The sequence below is a fragment of the Streptomyces sp. NA02950 genome, assembly GCF_013364155.1.
GTDB lineage: Bacteria > Actinomycetota > Actinomycetes > Streptomycetales > Streptomycetaceae > Streptomyces.
Map to the genome: position 1 here is coordinate 6,305,235 of NZ_CP054916.1, position 17,814 is coordinate 6,323,048.

The window sequence follows — 17,814 nt, forward strand, 5'->3', positions numbered from 1 at the left end:
CGTAGGCCGACCCCCTCCCCGCGGAGTTCGGTGTTGCGGTGATTACGCCCCGTCGGCCGCCCAGTGGACCTTCATCCAGCGGACTCACGAGGAGCCCTACGCGTCATGACCCACTCCCGTACGCCCGGCCATTCCGTCGGCCGCCCCACGCCGATCACCGCCGCGACCGTCGCCCAGCGCCCCTCCGGGATGCCGATCCACCGTTACGGCCGCTACGAGGCCGTGGACATCCCGGACCGCACCTGGCCGGACAACCGCATCACCGTCGCGCCGCGCTGGCTGTCCACCGATCTGCGGGACGGCAACCAGGCGCTGATCGACCCGATGTCCCCGGCCCGCAAGCGCGAGATGTTCGACCTGCTGGTCCGCATGGGCTACAAGGAGATCGAGGTCGGCTTCCCCTCCTCCGGGCAGACAGACTTCGACTTCGTACGGTCGATCATCGAAGAGGACGCGATCCCCGAGGACGTGACGATCTCCGTCCTGACCCAGGCGCGCGAGGAGCTGATCGAGCGCACCGTGGAGTCGCTGCGCGGCGCTCACCGGGCCACCGTGCACCTGTACAACGCGACCGCCCCGGTCTTCCGCCGGGTGGTCTTCCGCGGCAGCCGTGACCAGGTCAAGCAGATCGCGGTGGACGGCACCCGGCTGGTGGTGGAGTACGCCGAGAAGATCCTGGACGACCGGACGGCCTTCGGCTACCAGTACAGCCCGGAGATCTTCACCGACACCGAGCTGGACTTCGCCCTGGAGGTCTGCGAGGGCGTGATGGACGTCTGGCAGCCCGAGGAGGGCCGCGAGATCATCCTGAACCTGCCCGCCACGGTCGAGCGCTCCACCCCCTCCACCCACGCCGACCGCTTCGAGTGGATGTCCCGCCATCTGTCCCGGCGCGAGCACGTCTGTCTGTCGGTGCACCCGCACAACGACCGCGGCACCGCCGTCGCCGCCGCCGAGCTGGCGATCATGGCCGGGGCCGACCGGATCGAGGGCTGCCTGTTCGGGCAGGGCGAGCGCACCGGCAATGTCGACCTGGTGACGCTGGGCATGAACCTGTTCTCCCAGGGCGTCGACCCGCAGATCGACTTCTCGCAGATCGACGAGATCCGTCGCACTGCCGAGTACTGCAACCAGATGGAGATCCACCCGCGCCACCCCTACGCGGGCGATCTGGTCTACACCGCCTTCTCCGGCTCCCACCAGGACGCCATCAAGAAGGGGTTCGAGGCGATGGAGGCGCGCGCCGCCGAGCAGGGCAAGGCGGTCGACGACGTCGAGTGGGAGGTCCCGTACCTGCCCATCGACCCCAAGGATGTCGGCCGCTCGTACGAGGCCGTCATCCGGGTGAACTCCCAGTCCGGCAAGGGCGGTATCGCCTACGTCCTGAAGAACGACCACAACCTGGATCTGCCGCGGCGGATGCAGATCGAGTTCTCCAGGACGATTCAGGCCAAGACGGATGCCGAGGGCGGCGAGGTCACCCCGGCCCAGATCTGGTCGGTCTTCCAGGACGAGTACCTGCCGACGGACGACAACCAGTGGGGCCGCATCTCACTGCGTTCGGCGCAGACCTCCACCACCACCGAGGGCACCGACGCGCTCACCGTCGAGGCCGTCGTGGACGGTGCCGAGGTGGTGCTGACCGGTTCCGGCAACGGCCCGCTGGCCGCCTTCTTCGAGGCCCTGGGCGCCATCGACGTGGACGTCAGGCTGCTGGACTACTCCGAGCACACCCTGAGCGAGGGCGCGGCCGCGCAGGCCGCCGCGTACATCGAGTGCGCGATCGACGGGAAGGTGCTGTGGGGCGTCGGGATCGACGCCAACATCGTGCGCGCCTCCCTCAAGGCGGTCGTCTCGGCGGTCAACCGGGCCCGCCGCTAGCACCCGGCGGACGGCTCGCCGCCAGGGCCGGTCGGCCCATCGGCAAGGGCCGGTTGACCCGTCACCCACATGGGCCTCGTCCACCGCGTGAGGTGGGCGGGGCCCCGGGTTTGGCCTGTTGTCTCCGTACGGGGTACTGACGTCACATCATTGATGTGGCTAGCATCACGTCAACGCGGCAACGTGGCCGAAGCGTTATGGAGGTGTGACGTGGTGCACGCGCGTGCCCGACGAGACCGGGACCTGTGTGTGGTAGGCGTACGCACTCTGTGGCGGACCGTCGGCGACGGTGAGTTCTTCTGCCCCGACTGCGGAGGCGACCGCAACTACCGCCGCCGCACCGGCCGGCGCCGTATCGTGCTGCTCGGGCTGCCGCTGCTGCCCCGCGGTCCGGTCGCCCCGGTCGTGGAGTGCGCCGCCTGCGGCGGCCGGTTCGGCACCGAGGTGCTCGACCACCCCACCACCACCCGCTTCTCCGCGATGCTGCGCGACGCCGTGCACACCGTCGCCCTCGCGGTCCTCGCCGCGGGCGGCACCGACGCGGCCGCGGTACGCCAGGTCGCGGTCGGCGCGGTCCGCGCGGCCGGGTTCGCCGATTGCAGCGAGGACCAGCTCCTCGCCCTCATCGAGGCCCTCGCCGCCGACACCGGCCGCCTCCCCGGCGCCTGCGGCACCGGTGAGCGCGACGGCCTGGACCCGTGCGGCACGGCGCTTGCCATCGAGCTCCACGAGTCCCTGGAGCCCCTGGCGCCCCATCTGGCGCCCACCGGCCGCGAGGCGATCCTCCTCCAGGGCGCCCGTATCGCGGTCGCCGACGGCCCCTACCGTCCGGCCGAGCGCGCCGTCCTGGAGACCGTCGGCCGCGCCCTGATGATCGGCCCCGACGACACCGCCCGCCTGCTGGCCGCCACCCGCGCACCCTTCTGACCCCCTCGCCCGCCCCCGCGCGCCGGGCGCGTACTCCCGGGGGAGTAATCCCGCCCCTTCCGCCACCGCCGCAGTAGGCGGTATCTCCCTCGTGCGCGCGACGATCCGGGCGCGCGGCGGCGGAAGTCTGGGGGCATGGAGACCACATCGCCGCGGATACGGCGCGCGCCGGAGGAACCACCCACGTCCGCCTCCGGCAGACGGCGGGCCCTGCCCTGGGCCGTCATCGGGGCCTGGGTGCTGCTGCTCCTTGTCGCCGTGCCGTTCGCCGGAAAGCTGGAGGACGCCAAACGCGACACCGCCGTCGACTATCTGCCGGCGGGGGCCGACTCCACCCAGGTGGCCCGGCTCCAGGAGGAGCTGCCCGGCGGGGACACCACCGACCTCGTGCTCGTCTACCACCGCGACGGCGGGCTGACCCGGGCCGACCGCGGGGCGGCGGGCGCGCAGGTGGCCGAGGTGGCGCGCGGCCATGAGCTGGTGGGCCGGAAGGTGCCGCGCGGGATTCCGTCCGCGGACCGCACCACCGTGATGTATCCGGTGGCGCTCACCGGGCTGACGGACGAGAAGGAGCGGGCGGACGTCGTCCAGGAGATCCGCGACGGGCTCACGGACCACCCCGAGGGGCTGAGCGTGCGGGTCGGCGGACCCGGGGCGGTGGCGGCCGACTCGCAGGAGGTGTTCGCCTCCACCGACGGCACCCTGATGATCGCCACCGCCGCCGTGGTCGCCGTGCTGCTGATCCTCACCTACCGCAGCCCGTTCCTGTGGCTGGTCCCGCTGGTCGTGGTCGGGTTCGCCGCGATGGCCGCGATGGGCGTCGTCTACGGGCTCATCGAGGGCTTCGACCTCGTCGTCACCAGCATGAGTTCCTCGGTGATGACCGTCCTGGTCTTCGGCGCGGGCACCGACTACGCCCTGCTGATCGTGTCCCGCTACCGCGAGGAGCTGCGCCGCCACCGCTCCCCGTACGACGCGATGCGCGAGGCCCTGCGCGGCTGCGGACCCGCGGTGCTCGCCTCCAGCGGGACCGTCGCCGCCGGGCTGCTGTGTCTGCTCGCCGCCGACCTCAACAGCAGCAGCGGACTCGGCCCGGTCGGGGCGGTCGGTGTGGTGTGCGCGCTGGCCGCGATGACGACCCTGCTGCCCGCGGTGCTGGTGCTGCTGGGCCGCCGGGTGTTCTGGCCGCTGATCCCGGCGTACGGCGATGAGCCGCGCACCCGGCGCGGGCTGTTCGGGGCGATGGGCGAATCGGCGCGGCGCAGGCCCGTCGTGGTACTGCTCGGCGGCGCGGCGCTGCTGGGCGCGCTCGCGCTCGGCGTGCTCAACCTGCCCGGCAACCTCAAGCAGAACGACACCTTCACCGACAAGCCCGAGTCCGTGGCCGCGACCGAGACCCTCGCCCGCGCCTACCCGGGCGCCAGCAGCCAGCCCATCAGCGTGCTCGCCCACACCGCGCGGGCGGATCAGGTGCTGGCCCGGGCGCGCGGCACCGAGGGGGTCGCGAACGCCACCCGGGGCCGCAGCGGCGGCGGCTGGACCGAGGTCGACGTCTTCGCCAAGGGGGCCCCGCAGTCGCCGGAGGAGACGGCCACCCTCCACGCCCTGCGCTCCGGGCTGGGCCGGATCGACGGCGCCGAGGCGCTGGTCGGCGGTCCCAGCGCCCAGCAGCTCGACCTCGAGGACACCAACGCCCACGACCGGATGCTCGTCATCCCGCTGGTGCTGATCGCCGTGTTGCTGATCCTGGCGGCGCTGCTGCGCGGTCTGATCGCACCGCTGGTGCTGGTGGTGGCCGTGGTGGCGGTGTGGGGCGCGGCCCTGGGGCTCGGCGGGCTGGTCTTCGAACCGGTCTTCGGCTTCGCGGGGGTCGATCCCGGGCTGCCGCTGCTGTCGTTCGTCTTCCTGGTCGCCCTCGGCGTCGACTACGGCATCTTCCTGATGCACCGGATGCGGGAGGAGGCCCTGCGCGGGGCCGGGGTCACGGAGGCCGCCGTCACCGCGCTGCGGACCACCGGCGGGGTGATCGCCTCGGCCGGGCTGGTGCTGGCCGCGACCTTCGCGGTGCTGGCCACCCTGCCGCTGGTGATGCTGGTCGAGATGGGCTTCATCGTCGCGGTCGGCGTGCTGCTCGACACCTTCCTCGTCCGGACCTATCTGGTGACCTCGGCGAGCCTGCTGCTGAAGCGGTGGGTGTGGTGGCCGGGAGCGCTCTTCCGGCGGCCGGGCGCCGGAGCGGGTGCCCCCGGTCCGGCCGGCCCCGTTCCCGGGGCCCGGTCCGGGACGGCCGAACCGGCCGTACGGGGCTAGCCGCGTGGTCCGGACCGGCCGCACAGGGGACGGTCGGTCCGGACCCGGAACTGCCCCGTGTGTACGGGGTGGAGCTGAACCGCCCCGTGCACACGGGCCGGACCGCTCCTGGTCCGCCCGAGACCGATCCCCGAGGATGGAGCCGTGTCCGCACATCCCACGTCCCCGCTCCCGCACCGCCCGGTGCGCCATCTGCCCGGGTGGCCCCCGCTGTGGACGGCGCTGCACGCCCTGCACAACGGCGGGCGGCCGGCCGAGACCCGCGCCGAGGCCCGGACCCGGCGGCGCGTCGACGCCGCGATCGCCGGTGCCGTACTCGCCGTGCAGTGCGCCCTGGCCCTGCTCAACCTGGGCCACAACGGCCACCGTCCGGACGCGCTGGGCTGGTTGCTGCTCATCGCCAGCGCCGCGGTGCTGGTCGGGCGGCGGCACAGCCCGATGCTGGTGACCGCGGCCGTGGTGTTCATGGTCGGCCCGTACCACGCCATGGACAACGTGCACATCGCCGTCGTCCCGGCCGGGCTGATCGCCGTCTACACCCTCGCCGTGATCGGCCCGCCGCTGCGGTCCTTCCTCACCGTCTCCCTGGTCATCGCGATCATGGTGACGGTCATGTCGCTGCGCGCCGGAGCCCACGCCGGTATCGAGATGCTGCGCAGCTCCGGCTGGGTGCTGTCGGTCGTGGTGATCGGCGAGGCGGTCCGGATCCACCGCAAGTACATCGCGGCGATCGTGGAGCGGGCCGAACGCGCCGAGCGGACCCGCGAGGAGGAGGCGGCCCGCCGGGTCGCGGAGGAACGGCTGCGGATCGCCCGCGATCTGCACGATCTGCTCGCGCACAGCATCACCCTCATCGGCGTCCAGACCTCGGTCGCCGCGCATGTCCTGATCGCCGACCCGGACCGGCTCGACCGCGAGGCGCTGTCCACGGCGCTCGACGGGATCGCCGGCACCTGCCGGGACGCCCGCGCCGAACTGCGCGCCACCCTCCAGGTGCTGCGCGGGGACGAGGGCGACGGCACGGGCGGCACGGGCGGCGCGGACACCGACCCCATCGCGCCGCCGCCGGGACTCGCGGGCCTGGCCGATCTCGCCGCGGCGGCCGAGGCGGCGGGCGTACGCGTCGAACTCGCCGTCGGCGTCACCGAGTCGGACCTGTCGCCCGCGGTGGGCGCGGCCGCGTACCGGATCGTGCAGGAGGCGCTGACGAACGCCGTACGGCACGCCCCCGGCACCCGGGTGCGGATCACGCTCGCCCGGGAGGAGACGGCGCTGTGCGTCTCCGCCGTGGACGACGGCCCGGCGGACGGGCGGACACCGCCCGCCGGGCCCGAGCCGGGCCATGGCATCGTCGGTATGCGTGAACGCGCCCGCAGCGTGGCCGGGAGCCTGACCGCCGGACCGCGCGAGGACGCCCCCGGCTTCGCTGTCCGCGCGGAGCTGCCCCGGGGCAAGGCCGGTTCCGTCCCCGCGAGCTCCCTGGAGGCCACCCCATGAACCCGAGCGACCCCGGCGGACCGGCCGGGCGCCCCGCCCCGGCGATCCGGGTGCTGCTCGCCGACGACCAGACGCTCGTCCGCTCGGCCTTCGCCATGCTCGTCGGCTCCGCGCGGGACATGGAGGTGGTCGGCCAGGCGGGCACCGGCCGCCAGGCGGTCGAGCTCGCCCGCACCGCCCGCGCCGACCTCGTGGTGATGGACATCCGGATGCCGGACCTCGACGGTATCGAGGCCACCCGGCGCATCGCGGCGGACGAGGACCTCACCGGGGTCAGGATCCTCGTGCTGACCACCTACGACACCGATGAGCACATCGTGGAGGCGCTGCGCGCGGGCGCGTCCGGCTTCCTGGTGAAGGACACCCGGCCCGCCGAACTCCTCGACGCCATACGGACCGTGGCGGCGGGGGAGTCCCTGCTGTCGCCCGGCCCGACGTCCCGGCTGATCGCACGGGTGCTGCGCCTCCCGGCCGCTCCGGCGCCCGGTGGTCCGGCGCCCGGCGCGCTGGCGGCGCTGTCGGCGCGGGAACGTCAGGTGCTCACCCTCGTCGCGCGCGGGCTGAACAACGCCGAGGCGGCACAGACGCTCGGTCTCTCACCGCTCACCACCAAGACGCATGTCAGCCGGATCATGGGCAAGCTGGGTGCCCGGGACCGGGCCCAACTGGTCATCGCGGCCTATGAGTCGGGCCTGGTCACCCCGTCCGTATCCGGTCCTCAGCCCGCCGCGGGGCCCTCCTGAGCGGGGGCCGGGGCGAGATGCCCGTGAAGCGGCGCCTGCGTCATCCGGTTGGCGAACGTGGACAGGGTGTACGCGCCGATGCCGAGCACCACCTCCAGCGCGTTGCGCCGGGTGTATCCCTGGGCCAGGAAGGCGTCCAGGGCGCCGGGGCTCAGCGCTCCGGTGGTGGCGAGGGCATCGAGGGCGAAGACCCGTACGGCGTCGAGCCGTCCGTCCTCCAGCGGCTGTGCCGCGCGCAGGGCGTCGATGAGCGCGCCGTCCGCGCCGAGGGCGCGGATCGTGGCGGTGTGCATCTCGACGCAGAGGTGGCAGGCATTGCGGACCGCGATCGTGAGGATGAGCACTTCGCGGGCGAGCGGATCGAGCGTGGTCGTCTCGAACGCCCCGCTCAGCTTGAGGAATCCGTCCAGCAACTGCGGCGACTCGGCGAGTCTCGCCACGGCGGGGGAGAGATGGCCGAGGCGCTGGACCGTCGCCTCCATGGGGCGCCGCGCGGCGGGCGGGGCGGTGTCCAGGGTGTGGACGGGGAAGGCGTGGTCGGAGCCAGTGGTGCCGGAGCCAGTGGTGGTGGCCGTGGGCAGGGAAGAGATGGGCACGGTGAACCCCCGCGCTAGAATGGACAATGTGGTTGTCGAAAAAGTAAACCAGGTTGTCGATCGACGCAAGGGGGACTGCCGCCATGGCTGAGAGCACTCCGGGCTTCGAGCTGCCGCTGCTGCTCTTCGCGGGATTCCGCTCGATCGTCGACCAACTGCACGCCGAACTGGCCCGCCAGGGCCACCCCGACGTCCGCCCCGCCCATGGCTTCGCCATGCAGGCCATCGGACGGGACGGCGCCACCGCGAGCGAGCTGGGCCGACGGCTCGGTGTCTCCAAACAGGCAGCGGGCAAGACCGCCGACCGGCTGGCTGCACTGGGCTACGCGGTCCGGGTGGACGACCCGGCCGACGCCCGGCGCAAGGTCATCCGGCTCACCCCGCACGGCTACGACGTACTGGCGCGGTCGGCCGCCGTCTTCGAGGAGCTGCGCACCGCATGGGCCGAGCGGCTGGGCGAGGAGCGGCTGCGCCAACTGGAGGCGGATCTGCGGACGATGGCGCCGCCCAGCGGCTTCCGGCTCGATGTGGCGGGGTGGTTCGGCGCCTGAGCGCGCCCGGGTTCCCTCCTTCCCCGGTTCACCCCTTCCCTGGCGCGTCAGGGGTTCCCCAGTCCTTCCGGTACGCCGTCCAGTCCCCCTCCGTCGCGGCGAAGTCCACGTACAGCGCCACCCCGAACCGATCCCGGTGGCGGTCCTGGCGGCCGAGGCCGAGCCTGGTGCCGCGCACCGCCGCCGTGACCGTCTCGGCCCAGGCGTGACGGCCGATGTTGCTGGTGTGGTAGCCGGGCAGGCCCATCAGCAGGTCGGTGGACGGTGGGGTGATCTCGAGCGCCAGCTCGGTCTGCTGGGCCACGTACCCGCCGTACAGGCTCTCCAGCGGCATCGCGGTGTCGTACGACATCACCGCGATCTGATCGACCCGCCGCGCCACCTGGCCGAAGTACGTCTGCGACCACCATTTGGGGTGGCCGGTGAAGAAGCCCGCCACCGAGTGCAGCCCGGGCAGCGGGTCGATCTGATGGGCCGCCACCGACAGCGGGGCATGGCGGGAGCGGGTGAGGGCGTGCAGATCGTCGAGGAGCGAGAGATAGGAGCGGTCGCCGGAGTGCAGCGGCTCCAGGTCGAAGTGCACCCCGTCGAAGCCCGCGTCCAGCACCTGCCGCGCGGACCGTACGACCCGGGCCCGGTTGTCCCGGTCGCCGAGCCGGAGCCCGGTCGGGCCCTCGGTGGCCAGCTGATCGCCCAGCCACGCCTGCACGCGCACCCCGGGCAGTTCGCGGTGGACGGCCTTCAGCAGCCAGGCGGCCTTGGGGTAACGGGCCGCGGGCAGGGTGCCGTTGTGCTCCAGCGGGCCCGCGTGGACGTACAGATCGCGGATGCCGCTGCCGCGTACCCGCCGGGCCAGGCCCGCCAGTTCCCGTTCGCCGTTGCGGCCGTCCACCCAGGCGTGGCCGAGCCAGACGGCGTCCCGGCCCCGGGTCTGGGTGCCGGGCTTGAGGTCCCCCGCGTACAGCAGCCGCAGCGAGACCCCGGCGGCGAGGACGCCGAGGACCAGACAGCCCACGAGAGTCGCCGTGACGCGCTTGGGCCACTTCAGCCGGGGGTGGGTCCAGCCGCGTCGGACCGCGCGCCGCGCCCGCCGGAACCGGTCGGCCGTGGCCTGGACTATGCGTGGCTTCTTCACGAAGGGGAGGCTAGCGAGCGGTAGGCGAGGAGTCGCATCCGGTTGTGCGCCGCACCGCTCGCACCGCTGATGCGCCGCACCGCGCTGGTCGGAGAAGACGCCACGCCGGTACTTCGTCACAAAAACAAAGTGCGCATGACGAAGGGAACGCACAGTGTCTACCAGTTCTGATCGATCGGCCCTCAGTCATAAACCAGCTGAGTACGGTGACCCATGTGCAGCTTCGTTACCAGTACCGTGCTTACCTGACGCCGGGCCAGCGCACTCGCGCCGCCCGGGTGTTCGGGTGCAAGCGCGTGGTCTGGAATGACGCATGGGCGATCGTGACGCCGCGCAAGCGGTCGAACAAGCTGCTGGGCAACCCGAAGAACCGTCTCGCCCAGGGCCCGTACCGGGGCATCCCGAGCGCCGCTGAACTGGGCAAGCACCTGATCACCGAGGCGAAGAAGACCGAAGATCGCGCGTTCTTGTCCGACGCGCCGGTCGGCGTGCTCCAGCAGACCTTGCGCGACTTTGACAAGGCATGGAAGGCGCACGAGGACTCCAAGACCGGCAAGCGTCCCGGCCCGAAGGTCGCACCCCCCAAGCGGAAGTCCCGCAAGGACAACCGGCAGACTGCACGGTTCACCGTCTCCGACCGGTTCAGGCTGCTGGACGACGGCAGGCTCCGTCTTCCCAAGATCGGCGACGCGCGCGTGAAGTGGACCCGCGATCTCCCGTCCGCGCCGTCGAGCGTGACACTGGTCAAGGACCGGTCCGGCCGGTACTGGGTGTCGTTCGTCGTGGAGACCGACCCCGCCCAGGACATGTTTCCCCCGACCGATGGGGACCAGGGCATCGACTTGGGCCTGACCCGCTTCGCGGTCCTGGCCGACGGCACGCACATCGCCTCCCCGAAGTACCTGCGGCGGGCAGAGAAGAAGCTGAGGAAGCGGCAGCGGGAGCTGTCGCGGAAGAAGAAAGGATCGAACAACCGGGACAAGGCCCGGATCAAGGTCGCCCGCGCTCACGCCGCCGTGGCCGATGCGCGCCGGAACTTCCATCACCAGTGGTCCCACAAGCTGACGAGCGAGAACCAAGCCGTCTTCGCTGAGACCCTGAACGTGCGAGGTCTGGCACGCACACGGCTGGCCAAGAGCGTGCACGACGCCGGATGGGCCCAGTTCGTAGGGATGCTGGAGTACAAGGCGACGCGGCGAGGCCGGTCCTTCACCAAAGTCGCCCGCGACTTTCCCAGCTCCCAGATCTGTTCCGCCTGCGGACACCGTGACGGCCCCAAGCCGCTCAACGTCCGCACCTGGACATGCTCTGAGCCGACCTGCCGCACCCGGCACGACCGGGACTGGAACGCAGGACGAAACGTCCGCCATGAAGGCCGCCGCATCCTCGCGGCAACATCACCACCCACCCCCGGACCGGGGGCCCGACGCCGGTAACGGCGGCGGCAAACGCCTGCGGAGCGCACATAAGACCAGGGAATGCCCTGGCAGTGCGCACAACCCCCGCGTACGCGGGGAGGAAACAGGAACCCACCCGGAGCGGGCGGTCCCCAGGGCCTACCAGGACCACCCACAGACGGAGAATCCACGCCCATCAGGCGATGGAGGAGGTCAATCCGCGACGGTCCGCAGCACATGCTGGAACGTGGCCCGTCCGCGCTCCTCCGGAGCCGCGTCGGTCCAGGGAATGCTGAACGGCATCTCGGCCGGGTCGTGCACTCCCTCCGCCGCGACCGCGGCCAGCTCATCGAGCCGGGGGAGGCCGGGAAGGAGCAGTTCAAGACGTGGGGTGCGGACGCGGAGCCCGTACAGGGGCCAGAAATGAGGGTCCATGACGGGAGGCTGCCGGACGGCCCGTGGCCACGTCGACCTCATTTACTCCCCGGCGAGCCCTGTGCTGTCAATCAGGGTTGACGCCAGAGCGCGTGTCAACCTACATTGACACCATGACCGAAGCAACGGATCTCGCCGAGCGCGCGGGCGACCGGGACCCCCGGATCGGACTGCGCGCCGTCGCCGCGCTGCGCCGGCTGCTGGAGCAGCTGGAGGCCGTGCAGGTGCGCAGCGCCCGCGCGAAGGGCTGGTCGTGGCAGGAGATCGCCGCCGAACTGGGCGTCAGCAGGCAGGCGGTCCACAAGAAGCACGGGAGGCGTTGATGTTCGAGAAGTTCACCGGCAGTGCCCGCGAGGTCGTCCACGGAGCCGTACACCACGCCCGGGAGACGGGCAGCGCCAAGGTCGGCGAACCGGAGCTGCTGCTCGCGCTCCTGGACCGCACCGGCAGCCCCGCCGCCACCGTGCTCGCCGGCCTCGGCGCACACGGACGGCGTGCGTCCATCGAGCGTTCGCTGGCCGAGGTGCGCCGCCGGGGCGGTATCTCGGACGCGGACGCGGAGGCGCTGGCCGGTCTCGGTATCGACGTCGAGGAGATCGTCGCCCGGGTGGAGGAGGCGCACGGGGCGGGCGCCCTCGCCGCCCCGCGGAGCCCCGGCCCCCGCTCCGGTGGCCTCCGGCGCGGCGGGCGGGGCGGACGGCGGCCCTTCGCGCCGGAGGCCAGGTCGGTCCTGGAGCGGTCGCTGCGGATCGCCCTCGGCCGCGGCGACCGGCACATCGGCGACGAACATCTGCTGCTCGCCCTCCTCGCCCGTCCGGGTGTCGCCGCGAACGTCCTCGCCGACCACGACGTGACCTACGTCCGGGTCGAACGCGCCCTGGACGCACGGCCGAAGGCAGGCTGAGCCCGCCCCGGGCCGGACCCCGGGCGGCCCCGTACTCCCCGCCGCACAAATCGGTTGCCTGTCCCCGGATGCGCCGCCCACACTGTGCCGGTGCTGATCCGACGAGAAACCCCCGCGGACATCGCCGCCGTGGCCGACGTCACCGCGGCGGCCTTCGCCGGCGGGGCCGACACCCCGGTGCCGGTCGAGGTCACCCTCCTTGGGGAACTCCGCACCAGTGACGCCTGGCTGCCCGCACTCTCCTTCGTGGCCGTCGGTGAGGACGGTCAGGTGATCGGACACGTGGTGTGCACTCGCGGCCACATCGGCCCCGACCAGGCCCTCGCGCTCGGCCTCGGTCCGCTCAGCGTCCTCCCCGCCCAGCAGCGCCGCGGGGTGGGCAAGGCGCTCGTGCACGCCGTGCTCGGCGCCGCCGACGCGTTCGGCGAGCCGCTGGTCGCCCTGCTCGGCAGCCCCGACTACTACGGCCGCTTCGGCTTCCGCCCCTCCATCGATCTCGGTGTCACCGCCCCCGACCCCGCCTGGGGCGAGTACTTCCAGGTCCGCACCCTGACCACGTATCAGCCCACCCTCAAGGGCGCGTTCACCTACGCCGAACCGTTCTCCCGCGTCTGACCGACGTCTGACCGCTCCACCTGACCGGCGTCTGACCTCCGTCTGAGGCGATCAGGGTCCCAACGGCCCGTGTTTGCGCTATAACGGAACGTCACGGGCTTCTCGGGGGGAGAACTGTGGCGGGTGGCAAGGGCGCGGAGTTCCTGACACGTGGTGCGCTGGCGGCGGCGAGCCTGGTGCCACCGGCGGTTCTGGGGGCCCGGTTCTGGTCCTCCGCGAGCCGCCACCCGATCGTCTCGCTGCTGCTGTTCCTGGCGTACGCGGCACTCCTGGCGGGCGTCGCCTTCCTGGCCAAGGTGTACGGGAAGGTGGCCGACCGGTGGGTGGAGCGGGTCGCCGACGCGGTCGACCGGCGGCTCCAGTGGCGCGTCTCCCGCTTCGAACGCGACTACCGCGCCTACGTGCTGAGCCATCATCGGTTCATCGACCTCAAAGGGCTCGCGACGCGCGGGGACTACACCCCGGGGCTCGAAGAGGTCTTCGTCGACGTCAGCCTGATGCCGCGCTCGGCGCACCAGGTGTCGCGCGAATCGCTGGCGGGCGCCGACGGCGGCGCCGTCCCCTCACGGCAGTCGGTGCGGGACTTCCTCGGCGGCCCGGAGGGCACGGCCCTCGCCGTCATCGGCTTCCCCGGCACCGGCAAGACCACCATGCTGCAACACCTGGCCCTGGGGTCGGCCAAGGAGCGCCGGGGGCGGGGCCGCCGCGATCTGCCGGTGCTGCTGTTCCTCCGGGACCACGCGGAGGCGATCACCGAGAACCCCGCGATCACCCTCCCCGAGGTCATCGGCGCCTCACTGGGACGGCTGACGGGCGATGAACCGCCCGGGTGGTGGGGCGGCCAACTCCAGCAGGGGCGTTGCACCGTGCTGCTGGACGGCCTGGACGAGGTGGCGCGCGAGGAGCACCGGCGGAAGGTGTCCCGCTGGGTCGAGCGGCAGATCGAGCAGTACGAGGCCAATGACTTCGTCCTGACCTCCCGGCCGCAGGGCTACCAGGGCGCACCGGTGAACCGCGCCCGCGTGCTCCAGATCCGCCGCTTCACCGGCGAGCAGATCGGACGCTTCGTGCACGGCTGGTACCGCGCGATCGAGCGGCTGAGCACGGGCGCCGACGACGCGGCGGTCGCCGACCGCGCGCACGAGGGTGCCGAGGACCTGCTGCACCGGCTGCGCGCCCGGTCCGTCCTGTACGACCTCGCCGCCAACCCGCTGCTGCTGACGATGATCGCCAACGTGCACCGCTACCGGGGCGCCCTGCCCGGCAGCCGCGCCGAACTGTACGGCGAGATCTGCGAGGTGCTGCTGTGGCGGCGGCGGGAGGCCAAGGGCGGGACGGCGGCCTTACCCGACGAGCTGAGCGGCGCGAAGAAGGAGGTCGTCCTCCGCGAACTGGCCTTCGTGATGATGGCCGACCGGATGCGGGACATCCGGGGCGAGTACGCGTCCGACGTCCTGCGGCCGCTGCTCTTCCGGGTCGCCTCGACCATGTCCTCCCAGGATTTCCTGGACACGATCGTCGTCAGCGGACTGCTGATCGAGCGCGAACGCGGGCTGTTCGCCTTCGCCCACCTCACCTTCCAGGAGCATCTGGCCGCCCTGCACATCCAGCACCGCCGTCTCGTGGACGTCCTGGTGGCCAACGTGGACGAGGACTGGTGGCGGGAGACGACCCTGCTGTACGCGGCCCGGGAGGACCCGGCTCCGGTGGTCGAGGCGTGCCTCGCCTCCGGAACCGTCCGGGCGCTCGCCCTGGCCTTCGACTGCGCGGCGGAGGCGACGGAATTCGCCCCGGAGGTGGCACGGCGGCTGGAGGCGCTGCGCGAGGAGTCCCTCGGCGGGCCGGTCGGCTCGGCCCGCCGCCGGCTGATGACCGCGATCACGGTGATGCGCGCACTGAGCCCGACCGTACGCCTCGGTGAGACCACCGTGGCCTGTGCGCGGCCGGTGACCCAGGAGATCTACCGGCTCTTCGCGGAGGAACGCAACAGGCCCGGCGCGCCCGGTCTCACGGACGGCGGCGCGGACGACATCGCGGTGGGGATGACCCAGACGGAGGCGAAGGAGCTGGTGGAGTGGATCAACACCCGCGCTCCGGACGGGGACGCGTATCGCCTGCCCCTGGTGACCGAGGCCCTGGACGGGGCGTTCGGGCTGGTCGCCCCGTCGGACCGGCACACGGTGTGGTGCGCGAACATCCCGAACACCCTGCTGTCGCTGTGGGTGCCGGAGGGCATGGCGCATCCCTGGGTGGTTCCGGCGGAGGCCACGGCCGGGGCATGGCTCGGCCGCGGTATCGAGGACGAGGTGATGCTGAGTCTGGGCAATCTGGCGCTGGCCTCCGCCCTCGACCTGCGCATGGACTTCGGCCGTCGTCCCGGCCAGATGATCGATGTGGACTACGACGCCATCATCGACCGTGCCCGGGAACCCGACCGGCGCCGGGCACGTGATGTCGCGTTCGAGACGGCGGTTGCCCGCGTCCGCACCGGAGACTGGCGCATCGACGTCAGCAGTCCGGAGGTCCGGGCACGCCTTCGGGCCGGTGGACCGGCCGTGACCGGCTTCCCCGAGCGGGTCGAAACGGCCGCCCGCATCGTGGCGCTGCTGCACCTCATGGCCGAACCCGGAGGAGGATCCCTCCTCAGCCTGCGGCCCCCCTCCTTCGCGGAGCGGGTGGCGCCTCTGCTGGGCCGCGCGGACGACACCAGCCTCCCGGCATACGGGGACGATCTCGCCACCCTGGCCACCCTCTCCGCCGGACAGCTGGAGACCCTGCTCCCGTCCGATATCCCGGAGTGGACCGCACCGGTTCTGGGCGTGCTGACCGAGCACCTCGTCGACTGGTCCCACGCGCTGACGGACCTGCCCCGCGCCATGGATCCCGCGGACGGACCCTGCCTCCGGCTCGCCGCGCTGACCGTGGCGGCCGCCGCCGAGCGGCTGATCGGGGCTCCGGTGGTGGCCCACACCTACCGGGGCATCGCCGCCCGCATCCTGCTGCTGCAACGTCGCGCCGAGGGCATCACCACCCCCTCCGAGACGATCGTGCTGGTCCGCGCCTGATCCTCGCCAAAGGCGCCGGGGCGGTTCGACCATGTGTCTCGCTGAGGGACAATGAGCGCCATGAGTCTGTTCCGCGACGACGGCATCGTGCTGCGCACCCAGAAGCTGGGCGAGGCGGACCGGATCATCACCCTGCTCACCCGCCACCACGGCCGGGTGCGCGCCGTGGCGCGCGGGGTGCGGCGGACGAAGTCGAAGTTCGGGGCCCGCCTGGAACCGTTCTCCCACGTCGATGTGCAGTTCTTCGCCCGCGGCGGTGAGCTGATCGGCCGCGGGCTGCCACTGTGCACACAGAGTGAGACGATCGCTCCGTACGGTGGCGCGATCGTCACCGACTACGCCCGCTACACCGCCGGTACCGCGATGCTGGAGACCGCCGAGCGGTTCACCGATCATGAGGGCGAGCCCGCCGTCCAGCAGTATCTGCTGCTCGTCGGCGCCCTGCGCACCCTCGCCTCCGGCGAGCACGAACCCCATCTTGTCCTCGACGCCTTTCTGCTGCGCTCGCTCGCCGTCAACGGCTACGCGCCCAGTTTCGACAACTGCGCGCGGTGCGGGATGCCCGGCCCCAACCGGTTCTTCTCGGTCGGCGCGGGCGGTGTCATCTGCGGGGAGTGCCGGGTGCCGGGAAGCGTCGTACCCTCGGCGGAGTCACTGACGCTGCTGGGCGCGCTGCTGACGGGGGACTGGGAGACGGCGGACGCGTGTGAGCTGCGGCACGCCCGGGAGGGCAGCGGGCTGGTGGCGGCGTATCTGCACTGGCATCTGGAGCGCGGGCTCCGGTCGCTGCGATACGTGGAGAAGTAGCCGCCGGGGCGGCGCTTCGGCACAGACGACAGACTGAAGCACAGGAACCACCGGGACCACCGGAACGACAGGCGAGGAGACGTGGCAGGCATGGCACGACGCGGGATTCTGGGCCGACAGCGACGCGAGTACCGGGCCCCGGACCCCCACCCCTCCGGCGCCCGGCCGCCCAAGCTCCCCGGTGAGCTGGTGCCCGCCCATGTGGCCGTCGTCATGGACGGAAACGGCCGCTGGGCCAAGGAGCGCGGCCTGCCCCGCACCGAGGGCCACAAGGTCGGCGAGGCCGTGGTGCTCGATGTGCTCAAGGGCTGCCTGGAGATGGGGATCAAGAACCTCTCGCTCTACGCCTTCTCCACCGAGAACTGGAAGCGCTCGCCCGACGAGGTCCGCTTCCTGATGAACTTCAACCGCGACGTCATCCGCCGCCGCCGTGACGAGATGGACGAGATGGGCATCCGTATCCGCTGGGCGGGCCGGATGCCGAAGCTGTGGAAGTCCGTAGCCCAGGAGCTCCAGGTCGCCCAGGAGCAGACCAAGGACAACGACGCCATGACGATGTACTTCTGCATGAACTACGGCGGCCGCGCCGAGATCGCGGACGCGGCGAAGGCGCTGGCGGAGGACATCCGGGCGGGCCAGCTGGACCCCTCGAAGGTGAACGAGAAGACCTTCGCCAAGTACCTGTACTACCCGGACATGCCGGATGTGGACCTCTTCCTCCGCCCGTCCGGCGAACAGCGCACCTCCAACTACCTGATCTGGCAGAGCGCCTACGCCGAGATGGTCTACCAGGACGTGCTGTGGCCGGACTTCGACCGCCGCGACCTGTGGCGCGCCTGCGTCGAATACGCCTCCCGCGACCGCCGCTTCGGCGGCGCGATCCCGAACGAGCAGAAGCCGGAGCAGGACGGTACGCAGCCCGTCTGACCTCGAACGTCCCTGCGGCCGGGG

General features: G+C 72.1%; 15 protein-coding genes and 1 pseudogene. 13 read left to right on the plus strand and 3 right to left on the minus strand.

The genetic code is table 11. From position 1 onward, the window contains the following. Positions 1-105: 105 nt before the first annotated feature. From leuA to HUT19_RS27600, 5 genes are all read left to right on the plus strand, one after another. Positions 106-1,881 carry a 2-isopropylmalate synthase gene (leuA, locus tag HUT19_RS27580; protein WP_176183042.1) on the plus strand — a complete coding sequence of 592 codons (1,776 nt, stop codon included), beginning with the start codon at positions 106-108 and terminating at the stop codon, positions 1,879-1,881. Between the two features lie 210 nt (positions 1,882-2,091). Further along, positions 2,092-2,808 (plus strand): TerB family tellurite resistance protein, encoded by a 717-nt coding sequence (locus tag HUT19_RS27585; protein ID WP_176183043.1) that lies wholly within the window; start codon positions 2,092-2,094, stop codon positions 2,806-2,808. 135 nt (positions 2,809-2,943) lie between these two features. After that, positions 2,944-5,118: an MMPL family transporter gene (locus tag HUT19_RS27590; protein ID WP_176183044.1), complete on the plus strand. Its 2,175-nt coding sequence runs from the start codon at positions 2,944-2,946 to the stop codon at positions 5,116-5,118. A 300-nt stretch (positions 5,119-5,418) separates the two neighbouring features. Continuing rightward, positions 5,419-6,615: a sensor histidine kinase gene (locus tag HUT19_RS27595; RefSeq protein ID WP_254886231.1), complete on the plus strand. Its 1,197-nt coding sequence runs from the start codon at positions 5,419-5,421 to the stop codon at positions 6,613-6,615. After that, complete coding sequence (locus HUT19_RS27600) at positions 6,612-7,358, plus strand: response regulator transcription factor (RefSeq protein ID WP_176183045.1); 747 nt, start codon at positions 6,612-6,614, stop codon at positions 7,356-7,358. Before HUT19_RS27595 ends, HUT19_RS27600 begins: the two co-directional genes overlap by 4 nt. On the opposite strand, the gene HUT19_RS27605 is transcribed toward HUT19_RS27600, so the two are convergent. Next, positions 7,334-7,840, minus strand: coding sequence for a carboxymuconolactone decarboxylase family protein (locus HUT19_RS27605; protein ID WP_176187370.1), 507 nt, complete (start codon positions 7,838-7,840; stop codon positions 7,334-7,336). The two genes, HUT19_RS27600 and HUT19_RS27605, sit on opposite strands and share 25 nt — an antisense overlap. A 197-nt stretch (positions 7,841-8,037) precedes the next feature. Here HUT19_RS27605 and HUT19_RS27610 point away from each other — a divergent pair, with 197 nt between their 5' ends. Then, positions 8,038-8,505, plus strand: a complete 468-nt coding sequence (locus tag HUT19_RS27610) for a MarR family winged helix-turn-helix transcriptional regulator (RefSeq protein ID WP_176183046.1) — start codon at positions 8,038-8,040, stop codon at positions 8,503-8,505. 28 nt (positions 8,506-8,533) lie between these two features. Here HUT19_RS27610 and HUT19_RS27615 read toward each other — a convergent pair whose 3' ends face one another. Next, positions 8,534-9,553 carry a glycosyl hydrolase family 18 protein gene (locus HUT19_RS27615; protein WP_254886232.1) on the minus strand — a complete coding sequence of 340 codons (1,020 nt, stop codon included), beginning with the start codon at positions 9,551-9,553 and terminating at the stop codon, positions 8,534-8,536. A gap of 131 nt (positions 9,554-9,684) precedes the next feature. On the opposite strand from HUT19_RS27615, the gene HUT19_RS27620 reads away from it, so the two are divergent. After that, entirely contained in the window at positions 9,685-11,076 is a 1,392-nt protein-coding gene (locus tag HUT19_RS27620; RefSeq protein WP_217712287.1) for an RNA-guided endonuclease TnpB family protein, read from the plus strand. Between the two features lie 180 nt (positions 11,077-11,256). On the opposite strand, the pseudogene HUT19_RS27625 reads toward HUT19_RS27620, so the two are convergent. Then, a pseudogene (locus HUT19_RS27625) lies at positions 11,257-11,472 on the minus strand (GNAT family N-acetyltransferase); the annotation flags it as partial. A 113-nt stretch (positions 11,473-11,585) separates the two neighbouring features. Here HUT19_RS27625 and HUT19_RS27630 point away from each other — a divergent pair. The 6 genes from HUT19_RS27630 (at position 11,586) to HUT19_RS27655 (ending at position 17,790) form a co-directional block, all read left to right on the plus strand. Next, positions 11,586-11,795, plus strand: coding sequence for a helix-turn-helix domain-containing protein (locus tag HUT19_RS27630; protein ID WP_030081114.1), 210 nt, complete (start codon positions 11,586-11,588; stop codon positions 11,793-11,795). Then, entirely contained in the window at positions 11,795-12,376 is a 582-nt protein-coding gene (locus HUT19_RS27635; protein ID WP_176183048.1) for a Clp protease N-terminal domain-containing protein, read from the plus strand. Before HUT19_RS27630 ends, HUT19_RS27635 begins: the two co-directional genes overlap by 1 nt. 90 nt (positions 12,377-12,466) lie before the next feature. Further along, positions 12,467-12,991, plus strand: a complete 525-nt coding sequence (locus HUT19_RS27640; RefSeq protein WP_176183049.1) for a GNAT family N-acetyltransferase — start codon at positions 12,467-12,469, stop codon at positions 12,989-12,991. A gap of 116 nt (positions 12,992-13,107) precedes the next feature. Beyond that, entirely contained in the window at positions 13,108-16,056 is a 2,949-nt protein-coding gene (locus tag HUT19_RS27645) for an NACHT domain-containing NTPase (protein WP_176183050.1), read from the plus strand. 60 nt (positions 16,057-16,116) lie between these two features. Further along, positions 16,117-16,863, plus strand: coding sequence for a DNA repair protein RecO (gene recO, locus HUT19_RS27650; protein WP_176183051.1), 747 nt, complete (start codon positions 16,117-16,119; stop codon positions 16,861-16,863). Between the two features lie 90 nt (positions 16,864-16,953). Further along, positions 16,954-17,790, plus strand: a complete 837-nt coding sequence (locus HUT19_RS27655; RefSeq protein ID WP_176183052.1) for an isoprenyl transferase — start codon at positions 16,954-16,956, stop codon at positions 17,788-17,790. Positions 17,791-17,814: the final 24 nt, after the last annotated feature.